Here is a 22,002-nt window from a genome sequence, read left to right as displayed (position 1 = left end):
CACCGGTTAACGAGGAGTACCCACCATGGCCGAAGCACTCGAACAGAGCGCGCTGAAAGATGTCGCGTACGCGGGCAGCGATTTCTCGTCGCTGCTGCAGAAGGAATTCAAGCCGCGCAGCGACGAAGCCAAGAGCGCCGTCGAGGCCGCCGTGCTCACGCTGGCGCAGCAGGCGCTGAGCAACAGCACCGTCATCGGCAAGGACGTGACCAAGTCGATCCAGGCCATGATCGCCGCGATCGACGCCAAGCTCACCGACCAGGTCAACAGGATCATCCACCACCCCGACTACCAGAAGCTCGAGAGTGCGTGGCGCGGCCTGCACTACATGGTGAACAACACCGAGACCGACGAGAACCTGAAGATCCGGGTGATGGACATCTCCAAGGCGGACCTTGCCAAGAGCCTGAAGAAGTTCAAGGGCGCGGCCTGGGACCAGAGCCCGATGTTCAAGAAGATCTACGAGCAGGAGTACGGCCAGTTCGGCGGCGAACCCTTCGGCGCGCTGGTGGGCGACTATCACTTCGACCAGAGCCCGCCTGATGTGGAACTGCTCGGCGAGATGGCCAAGATCGCCGCTTCGGCGCACGCGCCGTTCATCACCGGCGCAAGCCCGAACCTGATGCAGATGGAGTCCTGGCAGGAGCTCGCCAACCCGCGCGACCTGACCAAGATCTTCCTCACGCCGGAGTACGCCGGCTGGCGCAGCCTGCGCGAGTCGGACGACTCCAAGTACATCGGCATGTGCATGCCGCGCTTCCTGGCGCGCACGCCCTACGGCGCGAACACCAATCCGGTGGAAGAGTTCGACTTCGAGGAGGACACCGCCGGCGCCGACCACAACAAGTACGCCTGGGCCAATGCGGCCTACGCGATGGCGACCAACATCAACCGCTCATACAAGCTCTACGGCTGGGGTTCGCGCATCCGTGGCATCGAATCGGGCGGCGCGGTGGAGAACCTGCCGCTGCACACCTTCCCGAGCGACGACGGCGGCGTGGACCAGAAGTGCCCCACCGAGATCGCCATCAGCGACCGGCGCGAGGCCGAACTCTCGAAGGCCGGCCTGCTGTCGATGATCCACCGCAAGAACTCCGACTTCGCGGCCTTCATCGGCGCCCAGTCGCTCAACAAGCCGGCCGAGTACGACGACCCCGACGCCACGGCCAACGCCAACCTGGCGGCGCGCCTGCCCTACCTGTTTGCCTGCAACCGCTTTGCGCACTACCTCAAGTGCATCGTGCGCGACAAGATCGGCAGCTTCAAGGAGCGCGAGGACATGCAGCGCTGGCTCAACAAATGGATCATGAACTACGTGGACGGCGACCCGGCCAACTCCTCGGAGATCACCAAGTCGCAAAAGCCGCTGGCCGCCGCCGAGGTGGTCGTCGAGGAAGTGGAAGGCAACCCGGGCTACTACACGTCCAAGTTCTTCCTGCGTCCGCACTACCAGCTCGAAGGCCTCACGGTTTCGCTGCGCCTGGTGTCGAAGCTGCCTTCCGCCAAGGGCGGCGCATGAAAAACAGGCCGGAATTTTCTTGAAATTCCGGCTTCCGTTTCGTTCTATCAACAGCTGCCGCGCACCGGCTTTCACCGCAGGCCGCCGGCAGCCCAGGAAACCGTCTGGATCATCAACAACCGCCCGAACGCAATCGGGTTCCAAGGAGTAGGAACATGTCTTCTGACTTTCACATCAAGCTCGACGGCGTCAAGGGCGAGTCTTCCCACAAGGATCACAAGGACGAGATCGAGATCTCGTCGTGGTCCTGGAACGTGAGCAACTCGTCGGGCGCGGGCTCCGGCGGCGGTTCCGGCAAGGGCAAGGCCACGCCCGGCGAATTCCACTTCACGCACACCTACGACAAGGCCTCTCCGGTGCTGGCCAAGAACTGCGTGAGCGGCAAGCACTTCAAGGACATGGTCCTGACCTGCCGCAAGGCCGGCGAAGGCCAGCAGGAGTACCTGAAGGTCACCATGAAGGAAGTCTTCATCTCCGGCGTGAGCCCCGGCGGCGCGCAGGGCGGCGACGTGCACGAGCAGGTTCTTTGCTCGTTCAAGGACATCGAGTTCGCCTACAAGGCGCAGGACGACAAGGGTGCGGCCGGCGGCGAAGTGAAGTTCGGCTGGAACGTGCCGACCACCGAAACCCGCTGACGGGCGACGGACGCCAAGGTGCGGCATCGGGCGTGCAAGCGCCCGGGCCGGCCCCGACGTGTCCTCAACCGGAGCAATGCCATGGCATTCAGCACCCCATTCATCGGCTCGAGCGGCAATCCGCGCACGGCCTACAACATCGACTGGTCCGTCGGCCTGATCGGCTCCAACACGCGCGAAGACGTGATGCTGGTGCAGGCGCTGTTCAGGATCTTCTACTACGAACTGCTCGGCTTCAACGGCGGTTTCGATCCACCTCCCGGGGAGAACGCAGTGATCGTCGTGGACGGCCAGAAGGGGCCGATCACGCAGAGGCACATCGTGCACTTCCAGGAACAGGCGATCGCGCGCGGCCAGAACCTGAAGCCGGACGGCATCTTCGATCCGTACCGGGCGGTGGGCGCGAGCAGCACGATCAGCAAGACGCGCTACGCACTCGACCTGCTCAACAACGGCTGCGCCAACCTCTGCGACGCGCAGGGCATCGACAACTACAGCAACCTGCCGAACCGGCAGGACATGCCGCTGTTGCTGCGCAGCGCGCTGAAGCGGGTCAAGAAGACGGCCAGCAAGTACACCTACGTCGCGCCGCAGACGGTGCCGACCACGGGCGGCGCCTGAACGGAGGACCGAAGGAACAGCCGACCCGGCTGATGCGCAAAGGGCCCGGAGCGATCGCTGCGGGCCCTTTTCCTTTCTGCGCAGGCAAGAGGATTCAGGAATCCGTCGGCATCGCGTTCTCCGGCATCAGCCGGGTCACGTCGTCCCCGTCGTCCTCTATCACCCACAGCGTGAGCGCCGTGTAGTTGTCGTGGCCCGGCTTGGCGTTGGCCTTGACCTGCGCATCGATCAGCTCGGTCCATTGGGTGGGCGTGCGCGAGGCGTGCAGCGTGTCGATCAGGCACTCGTCGCCCAGCGGCTCCCACACGCCGTCGCTGCACAGCAGCAGCACGTCGCCGGGCAGCAGGCGCATCCGGTCCGACACCGCGATGTCGGGCGCCTCCTCGACCGAGCCCAGCGCCGACAGCAGCATGTTGCGTTGCGGATGCAGCCGCGCCCCCTCTTCGTCGAGCATGCCGCCGGCCACCATCTGCTGCACCAGGCTGTGGTCGGTGGTGCGCGCCACGATGGCGCCGCCGCGGAACAGGTAGGCCCGGCTGTCGCCGCTGTGCACCCAGGCGAGCGCATGGTCTTCCAGGTCGATGGCCGCGAACACGATGGTCGAGCGCATGCCCGCGAGCTTGCCGCCCTCGGCCTGGCGCGCCACCACGTCGAGGTTGGCCTGCTCCACCAGACGGCGCAGCGTGGCTTCGTCCAGCCCCGGCGCGGCCGAGAAACCGCCGAGCATGCTGGCGCGCGCGGTGGCCGCCGCCACGTCGCCGCCGCCATGGCCGCCCGCGCCGTCGGCGACCAGGCAGGCGACATGACGCGCGTCGTGCCAGTGGCCGTGCACGTCCTCGTTGTAGGTGCGGCCGCCCTGCCGGGAGAGCGTGACGATTTCGATTTCCAAGCGGGGTGCCTCGCGAATGCTGCGGTTGTCGTTGTTGCTGCCGTGCTTTTTCTGCGTCAGGCGTCCGATTTCAGGCGCGCCATCTGCTCTTCGTAGGCCTGCAGGAAGGCCTTGCCGAAGAGGCTGTGGAAGTCGTCCTCCGCCTCGCTCGCGATGCCGCCGTAGAGCGACACGAACTGGTCCCACAGCCTGGCCTTGCGGTTGGCGCTGAAGAGCGCGTCGAGCGCGGTCCTGGCGCTGATCTTCTTCTCCAGCTCGGCCGGCTCGAAGCGCGCGATGACATGGGCCAGCGCCGCGCGCATGCCCACCATCACGCCGAACTGATGCGCGCGCAGGTCGTCGAAGGCGTCGCGCATCGCGGCCTCTGGCGGCATGAAGCCGCGCACGCCGGGGCCCAGCAGGTGCGCGAGCGCCACCTCCACCGTGGGCGAGAACTTCAGCGGGTTGTTGGCCTGCGCCGCGATCATCGTGACCTCGGCGCGCACCTCGCGCTTGAACTCCTGGCGCGTGAGCAGCAGCTGCAGCGTGCCTTCTGTGGCGCTGCGCAGCATCGAGCCGATGCGCTCCATGAGGCCGGGCGTGAGCATCTCGGGCGGCTGGTGGGTGCTGGCCAGGCCGCGCAGGAAGGCGGCGAGCAGTTCGTCGTCGCTCGCCGCGCGCCTGGGCGCCACTGGTGGCGCGACCGGGGCGGGCGCCACAGGCGCCACAGGCACCACAGGCGGCGCGGGCGGCTCGAAGGGCTTGCCGGAACTCTCCGGCCCGCTGATGCGTATGGGCTGGCCGGTCATGTCGTCGAAGTTCGCGACCGGCTGCGCGGGCGCCGGACTGTCGATCGCCTTCGGCGGCGTGAAGCCGAACTGGTCGATCGGCAGGTGGTCCGCGCGCGCTGCCGGCGTGGCGGGCGCGGCGCGCTGCAGCGCGGCCAGCGGATCGGCGTCGGATGCGGTGTTGGGCTGCAGCAGCGGATCGGCCAGCGGCGACAGCGCCAGCGGATCGCCGCCGATGCCGCCGCCACCGCCGTGCATGCCGCCGAAAAGTTCGTCGATGCCCGTGGCCTTGCCGTGCGCGGGCGGAGCGCCGAGGTCGGAGAAGTCGTCGAGCGCGCCCAGGCCGGCCACCGGTGCAGACGAAGGCGTGGGTCCGAGCAGGTTGGCGAAAGGATCGATCTGCGCGGCCTGCGCGTTGCGCGAGCCGCTTTCCATCGGATCGGGGAACAGCAGCGATTCAGGCAGTGCCGCTGCAGGGGCCGGTGCGGCCGGTGCGGCCGGTGGCGCGAGGCCCGCGAGCAAGTCGGCGAAGGGGTCGTCGCTCGTCGGCGCGGCAGGCACCGCCGCAGAGCCCCCCAGCACGGTGTTCGGAATGGCGAGTGACGGCGGCGCGGCGGCGGCCGCGACACGCACCGTGAGCTCGAAGCTGCCCACCACCAGCCGCGCGCCGTCGGTCAGCGCGGCTTCCTTGCCCGAGCCCAGCGACACGCCGTTGCACTGCATCGGGTTGCTGCCCCGGTCGATGACGAAGTACTGCCCGTTGCGGCACAGCACCTGCGCATGCACGCGCGACACGGTGCGGTCCGGGTCGTCGAGCACCAGCGTGTTGGTGTCGGCCCGGCCGATGGTGCCGCCGTTGGGGCCGAAGTCCGCGGCAATGGCCTGCCCGGCCGGAGCGCCTTGCCGGGTGATGACAGCGATATGGATCATGAATCGGCCCCCGAAGGCTCTGTGCCTGAATGCGCCCGAACAAACTCGCAAGGAGTATTCATTCCGTGGGGCATGTTGGCAATCTCGCCTAAAGAGGTATGCCGTCGCCGAGCCAGCGCTGCTGCCGCCACGCCGGCGCGCTGGTTGCGAACAGCGGCGCGTGCGCGTCGAGCAGCGCCAGGTGCAGCGCCGCCGCCACGCGCTGGCGCTGGAAGCCCTCACGCAGCACACCCGTGCAGCCGTCGGGCGAGACCGGCTGGCCCATGAAGAGCCGCACGCCGGGGACGAAGCGCGCGCCGTTCTGCTGCCACCACGCGCGGACCTTGTCGATGTCGGGCCAGGGCAAGGCGATGTCCTCGGGCAGCTCCACGTTGTCGTCGTCGGGGTCGTCGGTCGGTCCGTCCTCGAAGCCGTCGGGCGGCGGAACCTCCATCTGCGCGAGGTTGAAGTCCACGCCCGTGATGGTCACGAAGGCCTCCGCCGCAATGCGCGCCGTGGCCGGCTGCGCCATCTGCTCGATGAGCCAGGGCACGTAGCGCGCGTCCCCGATGAAGCCCGAGCCGATGATGCGCAGGCGCTGCGCCTCGGGCAGCGCTGCGCTGTCGAGCAGCAGCGCATGGCCCGGTGCCGGCTCCATCGCCTGCAGCGCGAGCTGGAACGCGCGCGGCTGGCGCGGCCCGCTCTTCAGCGCAAAGGCCGAGAGCACATCGAGCGCCTGCGCCCGGTCGCCGAGCAGCACCGCCGCCCACGCGGCCCAGAAGCGCAGCTCGGGCTTGGCCTCTCCGAGCAGCGACCGGGCCTGCGACAGCAGATCGGCACGGCCCAGCTCGCCGGCTGCACGCAGCGCGCGGATGCGCACGCTGTCTGGCGCATCTGCGAGCAGCTGCCCAATCAAGGCGCCCGGATCACGCCGATGCAGCGCGCAGGCCGCCACGCCGAGCTTCTGCCGCAATGGCGATGCGTCTTCGAGCAAGGCCTTGACGCGGCCGCCCAGATACTTCGGCTCGACCCAGCCCAGCGCGGAGATCAGGCCGGGCACGACCTCGGGCAGGTCCTTGGCGCGCTCCACCAGATCGTCGAAGCGGCCATCGACCGCCTCGATGGCGAGCACGGCGGCGACGAAGAAGTCTTCGGGGCCTTCGTTGTCGGTGAGCGCCAGGGCATGCTGCCAGCCTTCATCGCCGGCAACGCGCAAGCCGTCGACGTGGGCGGCGAGGCGTTCGTCGAGGTCGGCGAACTGCTGGGGCGAGTAGTTGGGAGCGTGGACCGCGCTGGTGCGTTGGAGCCAGAGGAAGGAGGCTTCGTCGGCGTGTTCGACGACAACGGAAGACAGCGTGTCGGAGTCCACGGGCAAGCTCCTATTCGAAGTGCACCCGCACGATGGGCAGTGTCTCGTGCCAGGCGCAGCACAGATTGACGATCAGATCCCATGCTTCTGCGTCCGCGTTGTCCCAGATCCATTCGTAGTAGTGGATGGTGCGCGGATCGTTGAAGATGGCTTGCGCACCGCTGACTTCCACCGCATCCTCAGGGTCGGATCGATACGCAAGCGTCAACGCGTCCCACAACGCAAGGGTTTCGAGCAGGCCCTGCCCGACCTCGGGCTGCACCGGCTGTGCGAATTCGATCTCGACCAGCAAGGCATGGTTACCACCCAGGTTCTCCGGGAACTCAGCGGCGAACGGCGGTTCCTCCGGAGCGGCCGGACGCACGCCTCTCTCGCTCAGCAAGTCAAGCTCGCGCTGTCCCAGCATGGCATGCGCCGCGTGGAAAAGGACTTCGTGCTGACGGCAATCCGCCAGCATGCCACCCAGCACATCCAAGGCCGCAACAGGGAGATCCACGACTTGCAGCCGCGCCTGCAACGACCTACCGGCGACGCGAAGCTCGGCCGGCACAGCAGGAAGCCGCCTCCCCGGGAAGAAGAACCCCGCATCGACCGCATCGAGAAAGACGCGAACGCGCCGCTCCACGAGCCCGACCGATCCTTCCGGGCTTTGCTCCAGCATGGCCTGGAGCAGAACCAGGCCGCTGTAGCGCTCAGACGAAGAAGCGTCGAAGCCAGTCATGCGCCGCCTCCTCGGACATGCCTTTGATGAATATCTGGTCCAGCGCCTCGTCGGGCGCCACCACATGCGCGACAAGCTTGCCCACGGCGCCATAGATCGGCACGGTGTCTTGCCGATTCACGTCACCGATCTGCGGCGCATCGCCGGCGCGCAAGATCACGCCGGCCTTGCCGAGCGCAAGCGCGGACACCCCCAAGGGGGCACTTCGCTCAAGGGCTGCCAGACCGCCAAGCGCCGCCGCCGCATCGGCCCCGAGGAAGGTCAACCAATTGACGGCCGCGACACCATGCAGCGCTCCATTCGACATGCGCAAGGCGTCGCCGTAGCCGAGGCCTGGATACCGCAGCATCAGCGGTATCGACCATTGGAGGACTTTCCGATCCACCAATGAATCCGCGTCCTCCCAGAGCAAAGAGTAGCCGGCATATCCACTGTGAAGCGGGAGTTCGGCAAGCGCCTCCTGGGCCAGCGCGATCACCTGCTCGGGATGGTCGCCCCACTCGACGGGCAGCGACATGCGCAGCACAAAGCGCGACGGATCCAAGGGTCCGGCCAACGACATCCTTATCGCGGGCGACTGAATCTGGCCGGCTTTCTTGCCCGAATGCGCTCTGTGGCTCAGTATTTTGGTTGCGAGCATGTCCGGGTCCAAAAACCAGTGATTCGGTCCCTCAGTCGCCTTGGCATCCTGAACGCGGAAGCGCTTCATGTCGCCAGTGCGATAGAAACGCTGCTGATTGCCAAAGGCGTCCATGTACGCGCGCAGAAATCGCGCAAGGCCCGCTCCAATGTTCTCAGGCAAGCCGAAGGCAAATGCGACGATTTCGACGCAGGGCGTCGCCAAGCTCTCGCCATCGTCCATCAGGGTGAACAGGGACTCATCCATAAATTTTCCTTTCAGGTACACAGGCAGTCGGCGTCTTTGGCGTCCTTTGCCCCTTTTTTCCTGACCTTCATCTCCGTCAGCTTCTTGTCCGTCTCCGGGTGTGTTTTTCGCAGAATGTCTTGATTGTCCGTAGGCGAGTCATTGGGAAACTTCACCTCGACGATATGTTTCACATCGGCGAGTGTCAGCGCCTTTTTCCCAACGGCTACCCCTGCCTCGAGCAGGATGATGTCCCACCTGGCTTTTCCAAGACTACTGCTGACATCCTTGCCATATTTGCCGATGAGTTTCCCAACATTCGACTGCGAGACCTCCGTGAGCAGGCCTGGTCTGCCACCGCGCACACCGGCGACCTTGGGATCGATGATGTCGCGCATGCGGCGCTGGTATTGGTCAGTGGAAGCCTTCCCTGGCGGTAGTTTGGCGTCAGCCGCTTCCTTGTCTTTCAAGGCCTGGCACGCGGCTTCGCAAAGCTCTTGCGCCAGGGCAGCATCCCCCAAAGCAGCGATCAGCGGCTGCTGCGCAACCCCGCCCAGATTCGCCGCGTTCTCGGAGTTGTGGAACATCTTGTCCGTGAGCCGGGCCGTGTTCTTGCCGTCCATCTTCACGTCGAAGGAATAGAGGATCCAGGTTGCCTCCTTCATGAAGGTGCTGGACTTCACGCCGCCCGCCACGCCTGCGTTGTCACCGTTGGAAATGGCGAACTTCGAACCCTTGTTCGCAGCCATCGCCTTGTCGCCTTTGACGGTGCTGGTGCCGCTCGACAGCGTGATCGAATTGGCGATGTTCGGATAGGGAACCGGCACAGGACCACCGGGGCTCGGCGTCTTGCACACGTCGGGAATCGTCGCGGTGCTGATGCCGATGCTGAACTTGTGGACCAGCGTGAGGCTGGTGCCGTTGACCCTGATGGTGAGCGGCATGACTCAGCCTCCCATCGGTCCCGCGCAGCGCACCAGCACCGCACCGCGCTCGCCCGACTCGGAACTGCCCCAGACCATCGACACCGGCCCCTTGGCGTAGCGCTTGCGATTGGCGATGACAGCCAGCGCCATGTGCAGCGGCGGCCCCGCCGCACCCACGTCGCCCCAGCAGTCGGCTGGCGCGATGAAATCCGATGCCGCGCGGAAGTGTTCTCCGTGGCGCAGCGTGGCAAAGCCGAACTCGTCGGCCCGGTAGGGCTCTCCGTTGAGATCGCAGACCACGTTGTCCACTTGCTCGCCGGGCGCAAGGGCCCGCAGCGCGGCGCGGAAGGCCTGGGTCAAGCCCTCGCCGATGCACACCGTGTCCGTCTTGATGAGCCTGGACTCCATGCCGATGCCAACCGACACCAGTTCACCCAGTGGTGCGATGCCGCACAGCTGCGCCAAGCGAGGCGTTCCGAACAACACCGCGCCAGCTGCCTCGCCGGGAATGAAGCCCCAGGCATTGTTGAGCGGGCCGCCGCCGTGGAGTTGATCGCAGGCTTCGACCCATTCGAGCGTCTCGGGTGCGAGGTACGAGTCGGTGCCCGCCACCACGCACGCATCGAAGGCATCACGCGCACAACCAGCCTCGGCGGCAGCCACCGCCATGTGGCCTGCTGCATGGCCGACCTCGAAGCGGGCGATACGGGCGAATCGATCCCCCATGCGCTCCCGTATGGCCTGCAACACGTCATCGGCCAGGCCATCGGGCCGGCCAGGCCGAGGCGGCGGCAGCGCCAGTGCAAGGCCGATGCGCGGCGAGAGGTTTCCGCCAAGGTCGGTCAACGGCGCCAACGCCTCCTCGATGGCCGGCAGCAGCAGTGCGCCCAGCCGCGCGGCACCGCCGAGGCCCACGTCGAGCCAGGGCGCTCGCGCGATACGCATCGCCTCGCCGGCCGTGTCGACCATGTACGGGTGCTCGGAGAAGCCACACACGCCAGCGCGCGCCGCGGCGGCACTGGCCCACACATTGCGCCCTATCGGCGTGCTGGCGCCGAGCCCGAGGATCTGCAATGCGTTGACCGCCATGCTCAGGCCTCCATCGCCTGCTCCGGCGCGCTCTCGCCCAGGCGCAACAGCCTTTTCTCGACGATGCGCGTCTTCAGCAGCTTGTGAACCTTGGGATGGCAAGGCAAAGCGCTGTGCCAGACCAGCGAAACACGCATCACCGCCGGCTCGAGGATCACCGTGTGCAACTGCGGTCGCTCATGCAGTACCTGCGTGCCGTCGGAGAAGAAGGTTTCGAAGCCCAGCAGCACGCGCGGCAGTGTGAAGCGGATATCGGACTGCTGCGCCAGATGCACCATCAACACCGGCTCTCCACCCACCAGAAACTGCGGCGCCTGCTGATCCCCCGGCGCGCACTGATAGTGCCGATCATCGAAATCCACAGGCAACAGTGGCATCCGGTCCCGCTGCCAAGCCTCGTCATACGTCCCCGCAAACCCCGCGCGCGGCTGCCAGTGATTGCACAGCGGCCCGAACCCTGCAGGCTCCGGCCTGTCGCTCCACGCCCGCACGCATTGATCCGGATACTCGATGTTCGGCAGCCGCACGCCTTCCGCATGCGCCGCTTCCATCACAAAGCCCGTGCCCACCGGGTTGCGCACGTCGAACTGCGGCAACGGCGCGTCGCGCGTCCACGGGTCGATGCCGCCGTATGCGCGCTCCCACACCAGCGGCATGGTGCTGAAAGGCTTGGGCTCCGATGGCGCGCCGCCCAGCCACACGCGGTCGCCGGTCACGCGCAGGCGCTTGGCGATGGGGCCGACGCGCAGGCCCACGTCGAGTTGCGTCACGGGCACGCCGCCGGGCGCATGCGCATTGCCGATCAGCAGCACGTCGGTCGTCTGCTTGGTGCGCACCAGGTCCATCTCGTAGAGCAGGCTGGGCCGGGGCGCGGCCTCGTCGACGAAGACGGGCGCCTGCGCGACGGGCGGTTGTCCGGCGGCGACGCGCGTCTGGCCATCGGGCGAGACATCGAAGCTGCACTTCACCGCCACGAGCCAGATCTCCGCGCCGTCGCGGTCGCGCACCCAGGTGCGTTCGGCGGCATAGGGTGTACGGTTGTCGAGCTGCCACATGGCGGGTGCCTCGTTCGTCAGTTGATGCCCACGTAGGCACCCTTGACGCGGTTGGCGCCGCGCGAGCGCGTGAGCACGTAGTTGCCGTTGATCAGCACCTTGCCCGCGCGCGTGAGCACGATGCTGGCGTCGCCGCAGCGCAGCTCGATGCGCTCGCGCCCCTGCAGCACGACGCGCTCGCCGTCCACGCGCGCGTCGAGCACGGGCGGTGCCTCTTTGCGCGGCGGCTGCACACGCCCGACGATGACCGGGTGCCGCACCTCGCCCTGCTCGAAGGCCACGACGATGGCCGCACCGGCATCGCCGGGCGCCAGGCCTACCGTGGAAAGCGCCTGCACCGGCGCCATGCCTTCGCCCAGCGTGACGAGGAAGCGCCCCTCGGCATCGAAGCCGGCGAAGGCGGCCACCGCCACGCCCTGGCCCGGCAGCTTGGACCAGGCCGCCACGCTGTGCAGCACGCTGCGCGCGCTCCGGAGATCGGTGTGGTCTTCCACGGCTCAGTCCTCCCCCAGGTTGGAGCCCTTGATCTTGATCGAGCCGCCGGCCTTGAACGACGCGGTGCCGTCGGCCTTGATGGTGATCTTGGCGCCCTTGATGGTGATGCCGCTGGCGTTCATGACGATCTTGCTGCCGCCCGCCTTGAGCATGATGGTGGGCGCCTCGACCATGCAGATCGCGCCCGCCTTGATCTTGATCGGCCCCTTCGACGTCTCGGCGATCACCGCCGCCGAGAGCTTGTGCGGGCCGCCGACCGTGATCGACTGCAGCGCGCCCACGTTGACCTTCTGCACGCCGCCCACGCTCACCATCTGCGCGCCGCCCACCGACACGGTCTGCACGCCGCCCACGTTGATGGCCTCGCCCGCGCCCACGCTGTGCATGCGGCCCGCCCCCACGGTGTGCGCCTCCGCCACCGAGATGGTGGTGGTCTGCATGCCGTTGACGGTGTGGCTGCGCCCGCCGGTCACGGTGACGGTCTCGCCGCCGTTCACGGTCTCGGTGCGATGCCCGGTGATGGTGATGGTCTCGGTGCCGCCCACGGTCTCGCCGCGGTTGGAGCCTATGGAGATGGTCTGGTTGACGCCCACGTGCTGCGTCTGGTTGTTGCCCACGCTCTCCGAGTCGTCCACGTCGATGGTGTCGGTACGGCTGTTGTGCACGGTGGTCGTCTGGTTGTGCTCCACCGTGGTGTTCATGTCGTACTGGCCGTGGATGGTCACCTTCTCCTTGCCGGCGGTGTCGTCCATCGACAGTTCGTTGTAGCCCTTGCCCTTGTGCGTGTTCGACTTGATGCCGCTCACCACGGCGCCGGCCGGCAGGCCGAAGGGCGCCATCGATTCGCCGTTGTAGAAGCGCCCGACGATGATGGGCTGGTCGGGGTCGCCGTCCAGGAAATCGACGATCACTTCCTGGCCGATGCGCGGAATGCTGACCGCGCCCCAGCTCTTGCCGGCCCAGGGATGCGACACGCGCACCCAGCATGAGCTGTTCTCGTCGTTCTTGCCGTAGCGGTCCCAGTGGAACTGCACCTTCACGCGGCCGTGCTCCTCGGTCCATATCTGCTCGCCGCTGCGGCCCGTGACGATGGCGCTCTGCGGGCCGGGCATGGTCACGCGCGGCGTCAGGCGCGGCGGGCGCCAGGGCGTGTTCAGCGGAATCACCGTGAGCAGGAAGCTGCTGCTCGCGCGCTGGCCGGTGCTCAGCGCGGGCGTCTGCGCGATCAGGTCGCCCACCAGTTCGCCCAGCCCGGTGTTGACGGGGTCGTCGGCCAGCGCGTCGTGCAGCACCGCGTCGATCGAGCGCCGGCTCTCGGGGAAGTTGGCGCCTTCGTAGCCGGGGTGGCTCGCGACGAAGGTGCACGCCGCGATCAGGTAGTCGCCGTCGCGCTTGCCGTCGGGGTCGCCCTTGAAGGCGAAGCTGCGCCCGGCGGTCACGTCGGGCCAGCCGGTCAGCGCCCAGTGGCGCTGGCGCCGGCCGATGAGTTCGTCGAGCCGCAGTTGCGCGAGGTTGTCGGTGTCGTCGCCCGACTGGTAGCCGCCCGGGAACTCGAACACTTCGAGGTCCGACAGCTCGTGCGTGTCGGGGTCGCCCTTGTCGGCGCGCAGCTGCTTGCTGATGACCTTGAAGTCCCGGTCGCGCGACGCGAACTTGCCCGATTCGAACTGGCGCGAACTGATCCAGCGCGTGATCTCGTTGAAGCGCCCTTCCGATGCGCCGCGCTGCACGTGGTTCAGCGTGTCGGCGGCGGGCAGCTTCTCGTGCGCCAGCGTGCTGGTGTCAGAAAGGTAGAGCGTGCCCGGCGCGTCGTGCGCGTCGAACCAGTAGTAGATGCCCTCTTCTTCCAGAAGGCGCGAAAGAAACTGGTAGTCGCTCTCGCGGTATTGCACGCAGTACACGTGGGGCTCATGCGGGCCGACCACGCCGCCCGCCTTGAGCTTCTTGAGGCTGCCGACCGGACTGTCGTCGAGCACCGCATCGATCACACCCAGCACCGGCTTGTTCTGCAGGATGCGCGCGTTGACGCGCTTGCTCAGCAGCCAGAACCAAGAGCGCAGGCTGATGCGGTACTCGAGGAAACGCCCGCTCTGCGCCACGCGCGTGAAGCGCACCGCATGCCCCTGGCAGTGCCGCTTGTGGGTGCCGCCGTCGGCATCGGCGAACTCGATCACGACGTCGAAGGAGCGGCCAAGTATGTCCACTGCATCGATGCTTTCGTTGTCGGTCAGCACGGTGAGCTCGTAGGCCGAAGGGCGCGCCAGCACCTCGTGGCCCACGATGCGCCAGAACATGAGCTTGTCGACTACGGGCGAATCGCCCTGGATGCTGAACTTGTGATCGGCCATGCCTTGCGCCCCTTTTCTTTCGTTCCCCTCCCGAATCGCACCGCCGGCCCGCCCATGCGGCGGCGCAGCCTTACGGCGCCAGCAGCAGCACCAGCGGCTGGCTCGGCACCGTTCGCACGCCCGGGCAGTTGGTGCTGTTCTGCAGCGACGTGCTGGTGAGCCGCGACGCGGGCATGCCCATCCACAGCACCGTGAAGGCGCCGGTGAGATGGCGGCTCGGCCCCATCACCGTGCCCGAGGCCACGCCCAGCATCACGCCCGCGTTGTCGCCGTTGGTCATGGGAATGGTGGTGCCGAGGTTGTGCGCCGGCCCGCCCATGATGAGGATCGTGGGGCAGTTCGGAATCGCCATCGGCCCCATCGCGATGTTCGGATACGGCACCGGAATGGGCGACGGCGCGGCGGGCGTGATGCAGACATCGGGAAAGCCCATGTCGGTGCCCATCAGCTGGCAGTTGGCGAACATTTGTTTTCTCTCCCCTTGCCGCTTCAACCAAAGTGGATCTGCGCGCCGCGCGCCTTGACGAGCTCGCGGCCGTTGACCAGCGTGTGCTCGCCTTCGAGCCGCAGCAGTTGCTTCGCCTCGCACTCCAGGTGCGTGGCCGCCACGCGGTCGATGCCGTCGGTGGTGCGCAGATAGTGTTTGCTGAAGTGCTGCACGCGGTCCATCACCGACGACAGCACCGAGCCGACCAGCTTGATGCCGGTGCCCACCACGGTGAGCTGGCGGCCGACGACGTCCGCGGTGTCGGTGGCCAGGCGGGTGCGCCGGGTGGCCACGTCGAGCTCTTCGGCCGCGAGTTCGAGCCGGCCGCCTTCCACGGCGATGCGCATGTTGCCGCCCTCGCAGCTGACGACGTTGGCGGTGCCCTCCTCGCGCTGCAGCACGGCCATGACCCAGACTTCGTCGGGGGCGATACGCAGGCAGGCGACGCTGTCGCCGGCGGCGGGTTCGAGCAGGCAGCTCGCCGCGCGCCGCGTGCGAAGCCGCAGGCCGCCGCTGTCGACGACGAGCGCGCCGACCTCGTCGCGGCCGAGCACGCCGACGCACCACTGGCCGGTGATGGCCTGGGCGGACGCCGGTTTCAGGCTGCTTGTCTTCATGGTGTGTTCCTCCGTTGCTTGGCTTCGATGTGGGGTCATGCGACCAGCGGCTGCCAGCGCTCGGACTTCTCCAGCTCCGGATCGCTTTCCATGGCGCGTGCGCGGTCGGTCATCTGCGCGTCCTGCGTATTGGCGCCATGCAGCACGGTGCGCATCAGCGTGGCGCGGCGCAGGTCGGCGGAGCCGAGGTCGGCATGGCGGAAATCGGCATAGGTGAGTTCGGCGCCTGTGAAGTTGGCGCCGCGCAGCTTCGCGCCCGCGAAGTGCGTCTGGTACAGGTCGCAGCCCGAGAAGTCGGCCTGCGGCAGCGTGGCCCCGGTGAACAGCGCCTGCCTCAGCTGCGCGCCGGAGAAGTCGCAACCGGTGCCACCCGCCTCGCAGAAGATCGCCGAAGGCGCCACCGCCTTCGCGAACTTGGCGCCATCGAGCCGCGCGGCCTGGAAGTTGCACTGCCGCAGCACGATGCCGCTGAAGTCCGCGCCGCCCAGGTCGGTGGACGAGAACTGGCAGCCCTCCAGCGCCAGCCCCGCGAACGACATGCCCTTCAGCGAGGTCTTGAAGAACACGTTGCGCAGCATGCGCGCGCCGGTCCATGTGAGGTGGGACAGGTCGCACTCGTTCACCGTGGTGTAGTGCCAGCTGGTGTCGTCCGCGCACACGTCCAGCAGCACCGACTGACTGAGCACGGCCGAGTCGAGCTGCGCGCCGCGCAGTACCGCATGGTCAAGCCGGCACTTCGCGACGGTGGCCATGGTGAGCACGCTGCCGGCCAGCTGCGCGTGCGTCAGGTCGCATTCGGTGAACACAGCGCCGTGCAGGTTGGCCTCGCGCAGGTCGACGTGGTCGAGCAGGCAGCGGTTGAACACGGCCTTGCGAAGGTTCGCGCCGGAGACGAGCGCGCCGCGCAGGTCGCACTGGTCGAACACGGTCTCGCGCAGGTCTGCCGCGCGCAGGTCGGCTTCGGCAAGGTTGACCCTGGAGAACACGCCGCCGCCCAGCGGCAGTTTCGCGAACTGGCCCTTGCGCAGGTCGAGGCCTTCCAGCGTCTCTCCGACGCCGACGGCAATGGCGAGCAATAGGGGTGTCATGCCGCGGCCTGCTGTTCAGGGGTGAGACGGGGCCAGGTGCGCGCGCGCTGGAGCAGCGCGCCGTCGAAGCTGGTCGAGCCGTCGAGCCGCACGCGGCTCAGGTCGGCGCCGAAGAGGTTGCTGCGCCGCAGGTCGGCGCCGCGCAGGTCGGCCGACTGGAACACCGCGTCGCTGAAGTTCACGCCCGACAGCAGCGCTCCGGTGCACACGGTCTTGCGCATCAGCACGCCCTTGGCGCTGGCCAGCCGCAGGTCGGCCCCCTCGAGCCGCGCGTCGCAGAGGTTGGCGCCGTCGAGCACGGCACGCACCAGCTTCGCGCCGCGCAGGTCGGAGGCGCCGAAGTTGAAGTTGCGCAAGTCGGCCAGGCCCATCTCGGCATCGGCGAGGCTGGTGCCCTTCACGGCCACGGCACCGGCGCACTTCGCGCCCATGAGCCGGGCGGCATCGAGCTTGCAGGTGACGAAGGTTGCGGCTGCGAGCGTGGCTTCGTGCATGTCCACGCCGGTGAGGTCGCATTCGATGAAGTTGCAGGCCGACAGGTCGGCCTCGGGCCAGCGCATGCCCTTGAGGTCGAGCTTGTGGAAGACCTGGCCCGCGAGCAGCGCGCCGGTCCAGTCCGCCTCGCCCCAGGTGGTGTCGAGCAGCCGGGCTTTCGTGAAGTTGGCGCGCCGCATCTGCGTGCCGCCGAAGGCGCAATGCATGAGCGTGGCGTGCGAGAAATCGCAGCCGTCGAACACGCCGCGCGCGAGCCGCGCCTTGCCGAGGTTGGCCTCGCGAAAGCCGGCGCCGATGGCAATGGCGCCTTCGAGGTTCGCATGCGCGAGCACCGCCCCCGAAAAAATGGCGCCCGAGAGGTTGGCGTTGCTGAAGTCGGCGCTCTCCAGCCATGCGCCTTCGAAGTTGACCTCGCGCAGGTCGAGGCCCGAGAAGTCGGCACCCGTGAAATCGGCGCGCGGGAACAGCCTGATGCCGGCCGCGATGGCGCGCGTCATTTCCGCGCGCAATGCCGCTGCCGCATCGGCCGGCATCGCAAAGGCCGGCGGCTGCACATGCGCGGACTGCAGGTAGCCCTTGCGCTGCACTTCCTCGAGTTCGCAGAGCCTGCCGAACATCGGCATCAGGTCGACCTTGCGGGTGCTGCCTGCCGCCTGCGCCTGCATCTCGGCCAGGTGCTTCTCGGCGCTGTAGAGCGGCGGGCCGCGGTGCTGCACCTTGGCAAGGTCGATGCGGTGCTGCTGCGCCGCTTCCAGCGCGTTCTCGAGCACGGTCACGGCGTCTTCGACGGCGGCCCAGCCCTGCGCGTCGGCCTCCTTCATCTTCTTCTCGAGGTACGGGGGCAGCGCGTCGCCCACCGGCACCTTCTCGCGCGGCGGCATCCTGATGCCGAGCGCGTCGGGGTCCTTGCCCATTTCCATGGCCTTGTCGCGCGCGAACTCGACGTCCATCTCGGCCCGGCGGTACTGCGCCTCGCCCTGCAGGCCGTCCATGCCGAACGGCGCCTTGGCGGCTTCCACGTCGGGGTCGAGCGTGCCGATGCCTTCGGGCAGCAGGTCGCTGTCGATGATGGCGTGGACGGGGCCCATCTTCGGGTCGGCGCGTCTGGCGGCGGCTTCGAGGTAGTGCGCGTCGCTGCGCGGCTCGCCGGTGCGCTCCACCGCGCCCATCAGGCTGGCCACGTCGGAGCCGTCGTCGGTGCCGACCTCGGCCAGCCCCTGGAAGATCGCGATGCAGCGCTCCGCGTGCGGGAAGAACCACACGGTGGTCAGCCGCAGCGGCACTTCGCGCACCTTGGGCTCGCTGCTGCCGGCGATCCTGTAGCCGACGAACACGCGCGCGCGCAGGCCCGGCAGGCGGCCTTCGATGCGCGGCTTCTGCGGGTGCATGTTGTCGAAGGCGAAGGCCTCGTCGCCGGCGAGCGGCGCGGCCATCCACTGGTCGGGAGGCGCGAGGTTGAAGTAGCGCCAGTCGGTGTCGGGCGCAAAGCCCGGCGCATGCAGCTTCAGGTAGTCGGCGTCGTAGGTGCCGCGGTATTGCGCGCGCTGCGGATGCATCAGGTCGAGCGCGCCGAAGCCGGCCGGCGCAATGGCCTGGTCGGGCCGCAGCAGGCGGTCTTGCGGCAGTTCGGTGTTCGGCAGCCACAGGACGCCGTCGCGCGCCTGCCGGCCCCGGCCTTGCGGGTTCTGCGCGAAATCGGCGCCGCCGTAGGCGGCGGCCCAGTCGAGCGGCAGCGACTCGAAGGGCCGCGGCGCGCTGGCGCGCGTGCCCTCCCAGTGCCGCTCGCCGAAGACGAGCAGCGTCTTCTCGCACGCGCCGAAGCGCGCGCGCACCGCGCAGGCTTCGGGCCGGCCGGGCGGCGCGAAGGCCTTGCCGTGCACCAGGAACTCGGGCGTGAGCTTGGCAACGCCTTCGTCGATCAGCGGCTGCGCCATTTCCTTCGCCAGAAAGGACCACATCGACTGCTCGGCCCACAGCGTGCCGCGCTCGCCCTGCGCGAAAGGCAGGTGCAGGTACGCGCTGACGCTGAGTCCGAACCGCTTGCGGAACTCGATGGGCCGCGTCGAGAGGCCGAGCGCCTGGGGCTTGAGGACTTGCATTCGGCGCCCCGGCTAGTCGCCTTCGGGCTCGCGCTCTTCGGGCGGCCGGGCCGAGCCGTCGGGCTCGACGGCGTTGTTGACCTTGCCCAGGTCGGCGGTGCCGCTGGGGTCGCTGGAAAAGACCTCCGCGAGCGGCATCCCCAGGCCCATGACCGGCACCAGCCCGAGGATGGCGTCGGTGCGCCGGTTGCGGGCCTTGCCCGCCAGCGCCCGCAGCCGGTCTTCCAGGCTGTGCAGGCCTTCGGCATGCGCGTCGTCGGCGGCCTTGCCCAGGGCATCGGCCGCATCGGCGTACTGCTTGAGCGTGGCGCCGATGTCCACGTAGGCCGACGCGGCGCCCGCCACCGCGGCCAGTCCGCCGGCCACCGCGGCTGCCCCGGCGCCCGCGCCGCCGGCCCCCGGCGTGAAGGTGTGCAGCGCCGATTGCTTGACATCCATCGCCACTGCCGCGATGTCGGGCGCCGCGCAGTTGGTGAGCTTCACGCCCGCGGTGTTCTCGATGTTCACGCCCAGCACGTTGGCCATGGCCAGCGCCAGCGCGTTCTCGATGCTCATGCCGATGAAGGTCGAGCGCGTCACGCCCATGTTGGCTTCGCTGTTGGTGCCGATGTAGCCGCTCGAATTGGAGCCCAGCACCGTGGTGTTCGAGCCGATGGAGGTGGCGTTGATGTCGCCCACCGCCATCATCTCGATCTTGGTGTTGCTCACCAGCTTGATCTTGTCGGCCATCAGCCCCAGCGGGCCGCTGGGCACGGTGATGTACTTGGAGCTCGCGCCCGTCACCAGCCAGTCGATGTGGCCGGCCTCGAAGCTCATCTTCGCCGCCTTGTAGGTGAGGTTGCCGCTGACGGTGATGGTCTGGTTGCCGGTCACGTTGCGGGTTTCGCCGGCGCGCGAAGTGTCGGTGCGCGCGCCGGTCACGTCGCTCAGGCTGGTGCCCGTGACCATGGTCTTGTCGTCGGCGTCGACGAAGGTGGTGCGGTTGCCCACCACCTGGTTGTTCTGGTTGCCCTTGACGGTGTTCTTCTGGTCGACCACCACCATGTTGGTGTCGTTGCGCGTGACGGTGCTCTTGCGGTCGCGGTCGACCAGGCTGGTCTGGTCGCGCTTGACGGTGACGGTCTGGTCGCGGTCGATGGTGGTCGAGTCGTCGCGCTCCACGCTGCGGCTCATGTCGAGCTCGGCGTGGATGTTGATGTTCTCCTCGCCCTTCTTGTCCTCGAACATGATCTCGTTGTAGTTCGCGGGACCGCCGCCGGGCGTGGAGCGGGTCTTGAAGCCGCTCTGCGTGGGCGACTTGTACGGAATGGGCTGCTCGTCGTTGTAGACGCGCCCGACGATGACCGGCCGGTCGGGGTCGCCGTTGAGGAAATCGACGATCACCTCCTGCCCGATGCGCGGAATGAAATAGCCGCCCCAGCCCTTGCCGCCCCAGGGCTGCGACACGCGCACCCAGCAGGTCGACTTCTCGTTGCTCTCGTCGTAGCGGTCCCAGTGGAAGTGCACCTTCACGCGGCCGTGGTCGTCCACGTGCAGCTCGTCGCCCTTTGGTCCGACCACGATGGCGGTCTGCGGGCCCGGCATGACCGGGCGCGGCGTGAGGCGCGGCGCGCGGAACGGCCGCTCGGCGGGCATCACTGTGAGCAGGAAGGCGCTGGCGCCGGTCTGTCCGGCCACCATCGCGGGCGTGGCGGCGATCAGGTCCTCGAGCACTTGCAGCGTGTCGGCGTTGACGGCGTCGTCGCGCAGCACCTCGGCCAGCGCCGCCTGCACCGGCCGCGCGGCCGACCCGGCGCTCACGCCCTCGTAGCCGCGATGGCTGGCGACGAAGGTGCAGGCCGCGATGATGTAGTCGCCGTTGCGCGTGCCGTCGGGGTCGCCCTCGAACTTGAAGCTGCGGCCGGCGGCGGCGTCGGGCCACGGCGTCAGCGCCCAGTGGCGATCGCGGCGCGCATTGAGTTCGTCGCCGCGCAGCTTGGCGCGGCTTTCCCCGTCGTCGCCGGTGAAGTAGCCGCCGGGAAACTCGAACATTTCGAGCGTGGCCAGCTCGTGTTCGTCCGACGCATCGATGTCGGCGCCGAGTTTTTTCTTGATGGCCTTGAAGTCGCTGTCGCGCGACGCATGCTTGCCGGTGTCGAACTGCCGCCCGCTCACCCAGCGCGACACTTCGTTGAAGCGCGCCTCGGCCGCGTCGGTGGCCATGTGGTGCAGCGTGTCGTTGGCGGGCAGCTTCTCGTGGGCGATGTCGCTGGCGTCCGACAGGTGCATGGTGCCGGGGGCGTCGTGCGCGTCGAACCAGTAGTACACGCCCTCGTCCTCCAGCAGGCGCGAGAGGAAGCCGTAGTCGCTTTCCTGGTGCTGCACGCAGTAGCGGCGGGGGTTGTGGGTGCCGATGACGTTGTCGGCCCTGGTTTTCTTGAAGCGCTTGATGGGGCTGTCCTCGAACACGGCGTCGAGCACTTCGAGCACTTTCTTTTCCTGCAGGATGCGCGAGTTCCTGCGCTTGGTGAGCAGCCAGAACCAGGAGCGCAGCGCGATGCGGTATTCGTAGTGCCGTCCCACGTGGCCCGTGCGCACGAAGCGCACGGCATGGCCCTGGCAGTGGCGCTCATGGGTGCCGCCGTCCGCGTCCTTGAATTCGATGACGACGTCGAATGCACGCCCGAGGATGTCCTTGGCGTCGATGGCCTTGTTCTTCGACAGCACCGTGAGTTCGTAGGCCGACGGGCGCGCGAGTGCTTCGTGGCCGACGATGCGCCAGAACATCAGGTCGTCCTTGGCGGGGGAGTCGGTCTCTATGCGGAACTCGTTGTCGGCCATCTTTTTCTCTTTTGGTCTTTTTTAAAGCGCTTGTTTCGGGGTGCGTGCACAGGGCACCGGGTGCTCCCCTCCGCGAATGTCCCCCGGGCTTCGCCCTCCTCCTTTATTTCGCTGCGGGGAGCACCCGGTGCCCTGTGCACAACGAGCGCTGCCGTTGTGTCGTTCGATCAACCAGTGCTCTGAACAAC

18 protein-coding genes are annotated in these 22,002 nt (G+C 67.8%); 3 read left to right on the top strand and 15 right to left on the bottom strand.

The window, feature by feature from the left end:
- Nucleotides 1–25: 25 nt before the first annotated feature.
- The 3 genes from tssC (at nt 26) to WIX39_RS07365 (ending at nt 2,775) form a co-directional block, all read left to right on the top strand.
- A complete protein-coding gene (gene tssC / locus WIX39_RS07375; RefSeq protein ID WP_106935891.1) occupies nt 26–1,519 on the top strand; it encodes a type VI secretion system contractile sheath large subunit in 1,494 nt (497 codons plus the stop codon).
- Between the two features lie 155 nt (nt 1,520–1,674).
- Complete coding sequence (locus WIX39_RS07370; protein WP_081268470.1) at nt 1,675–2,154, top strand: Hcp family type VI secretion system effector; 480 nt, start codon at nt 1,675–1,677, stop codon at nt 2,152–2,154.
- A gap of 81 nt (nt 2,155–2,235) precedes the next feature.
- On the top strand, nt 2,236–2,775 hold the full coding sequence (locus tag WIX39_RS07365; protein WP_106935892.1) for a peptidoglycan-binding domain-containing protein: 540 nt from the start codon (nt 2,236–2,238) through the stop codon (nt 2,773–2,775).
- A 94-nt stretch (nt 2,776–2,869) separates the two neighbouring features.
- On the opposite strand, the gene WIX39_RS07360 is transcribed toward WIX39_RS07365, so the two are convergent.
- The 15 genes from WIX39_RS07360 to WIX39_RS07290 all read right to left on the bottom strand — a co-directional run bounded on the left by WIX39_RS07360 (nt 2,870) and on the right by WIX39_RS07290 (nt 21,814).
- Nucleotides 2,870–3,664 carry a PP2C family protein-serine/threonine phosphatase gene (locus tag WIX39_RS07360; protein WP_106935893.1) on the bottom strand — a complete coding sequence of 265 codons (795 nt, stop codon included), beginning with the start codon at nt 3,662–3,664 and terminating at the stop codon, nt 2,870–2,872.
- A gap of 56 nt (nt 3,665–3,720) precedes the next feature.
- On the bottom strand, nt 3,721–5,361 hold the full coding sequence (gene tagH, locus WIX39_RS07355; RefSeq protein ID WP_409194772.1) for a type VI secretion system-associated FHA domain protein TagH: 1,641 nt from the start codon (nt 5,359–5,361) through the stop codon (nt 3,721–3,723).
- 88 nt (nt 5,362–5,449) lie between these two features.
- Complete coding sequence (locus WIX39_RS07350) at nt 5,450–6,709, bottom strand: TIGR02270 family protein (RefSeq protein WP_234382121.1); 1,260 nt, start codon at nt 6,707–6,709, stop codon at nt 5,450–5,452.
- Nucleotides 6,710–6,719: 10 nt separating this feature from the next.
- On the bottom strand, nt 6,720–7,430 hold the full coding sequence (locus WIX39_RS07345; RefSeq protein WP_106935896.1) for a hypothetical protein: 711 nt from the start codon (nt 7,428–7,430) through the stop codon (nt 6,720–6,722).
- Nucleotides 7,402–8,316, bottom strand: coding sequence for a type VI immunity family protein (locus WIX39_RS07340; protein ID WP_409194771.1), 915 nt, complete (start codon nt 8,314–8,316; stop codon nt 7,402–7,404). The genes WIX39_RS07345 and WIX39_RS07340 overlap by 29 nt, the downstream gene beginning before the upstream one ends.
- A gap of 11 nt (nt 8,317–8,327) precedes the next feature.
- Nucleotides 8,328–9,239 (bottom strand): DUF4150 domain-containing protein, encoded by a 912-nt coding sequence (locus WIX39_RS07335; RefSeq protein ID WP_106935898.1) that lies wholly within the window; start codon nt 9,237–9,239, stop codon nt 8,328–8,330.
- Between the two features lie 3 nt (nt 9,240–9,242).
- A complete protein-coding gene (locus WIX39_RS07330; protein ID WP_409194770.1) occupies nt 9,243–10,310 on the bottom strand; it encodes a hypothetical protein in 1,068 nt (355 codons plus the stop codon).
- Between the two features lie 2 nt (nt 10,311–10,312).
- Nucleotides 10,313–11,365, bottom strand: coding sequence for a DUF2169 family type VI secretion system accessory protein (locus WIX39_RS07325; RefSeq protein WP_409194769.1), 1,053 nt, complete (start codon nt 11,363–11,365; stop codon nt 10,313–10,315).
- A 17-nt stretch (nt 11,366–11,382) separates the two neighbouring features.
- Nucleotides 11,383–11,859: a DUF6484 domain-containing protein gene (locus WIX39_RS07320; protein ID WP_409194768.1), complete on the bottom strand. Its 477-nt coding sequence runs from the start codon at nt 11,857–11,859 to the stop codon at nt 11,383–11,385.
- Nucleotides 11,860–11,862: 3 nt separating this feature from the next.
- Nucleotides 11,863–14,208: a type VI secretion system Vgr family protein gene (locus tag WIX39_RS07315; protein WP_409194767.1), complete on the bottom strand. Its 2,346-nt coding sequence runs from the start codon at nt 14,206–14,208 to the stop codon at nt 11,863–11,865.
- A gap of 70 nt (nt 14,209–14,278) precedes the next feature.
- Nucleotides 14,279–14,674: a DUF4150 domain-containing protein gene (locus WIX39_RS07310; RefSeq protein WP_081268481.1), complete on the bottom strand. Its 396-nt coding sequence runs from the start codon at nt 14,672–14,674 to the stop codon at nt 14,279–14,281.
- Nucleotides 14,675–14,697: 23 nt separating this feature from the next.
- The gene (locus WIX39_RS07305; protein ID WP_409194766.1) at nt 14,698–15,312 is read right to left on the bottom strand and encodes a DUF3540 domain-containing protein; all 615 of its coding nucleotides are present in this window, start codon (nt 15,310–15,312) and stop codon (nt 14,698–14,700) included.
- Nucleotides 15,313–15,347: 35 nt separating this feature from the next.
- Nucleotides 15,348–16,400, bottom strand: a complete 1,053-nt coding sequence (locus WIX39_RS07300; protein WP_409194765.1) for a pentapeptide repeat-containing protein — start codon at nt 16,398–16,400, stop codon at nt 15,348–15,350.
- Nucleotides 16,397–18,994: a DUF2169 family type VI secretion system accessory protein gene (locus WIX39_RS07295; protein WP_409194764.1), complete on the bottom strand. Its 2,598-nt coding sequence runs from the start codon at nt 18,992–18,994 to the stop codon at nt 16,397–16,399. The genes WIX39_RS07300 and WIX39_RS07295 overlap by 4 nt, the downstream gene beginning before the upstream one ends.
- A 12-nt stretch (nt 18,995–19,006) precedes the next feature.
- Nucleotides 19,007–21,814 (bottom strand): type VI secretion system Vgr family protein, encoded by a 2,808-nt coding sequence (locus WIX39_RS07290; RefSeq protein ID WP_409194763.1) that lies wholly within the window; start codon nt 21,812–21,814, stop codon nt 19,007–19,009.
- Nucleotides 21,815–22,002 lie beyond the last annotated feature (188 nt).

This window comes from Variovorax sp. AB1(2024), assembly GCF_037482385.2.
Lineage (GTDB): Bacteria > Pseudomonadota > Gammaproteobacteria > Burkholderiales > Burkholderiaceae_C > Variovorax.
Note: the sequence above shows the minus strand (reverse complement) of the source record. Positions and strands in the feature narration are given on the sequence as shown.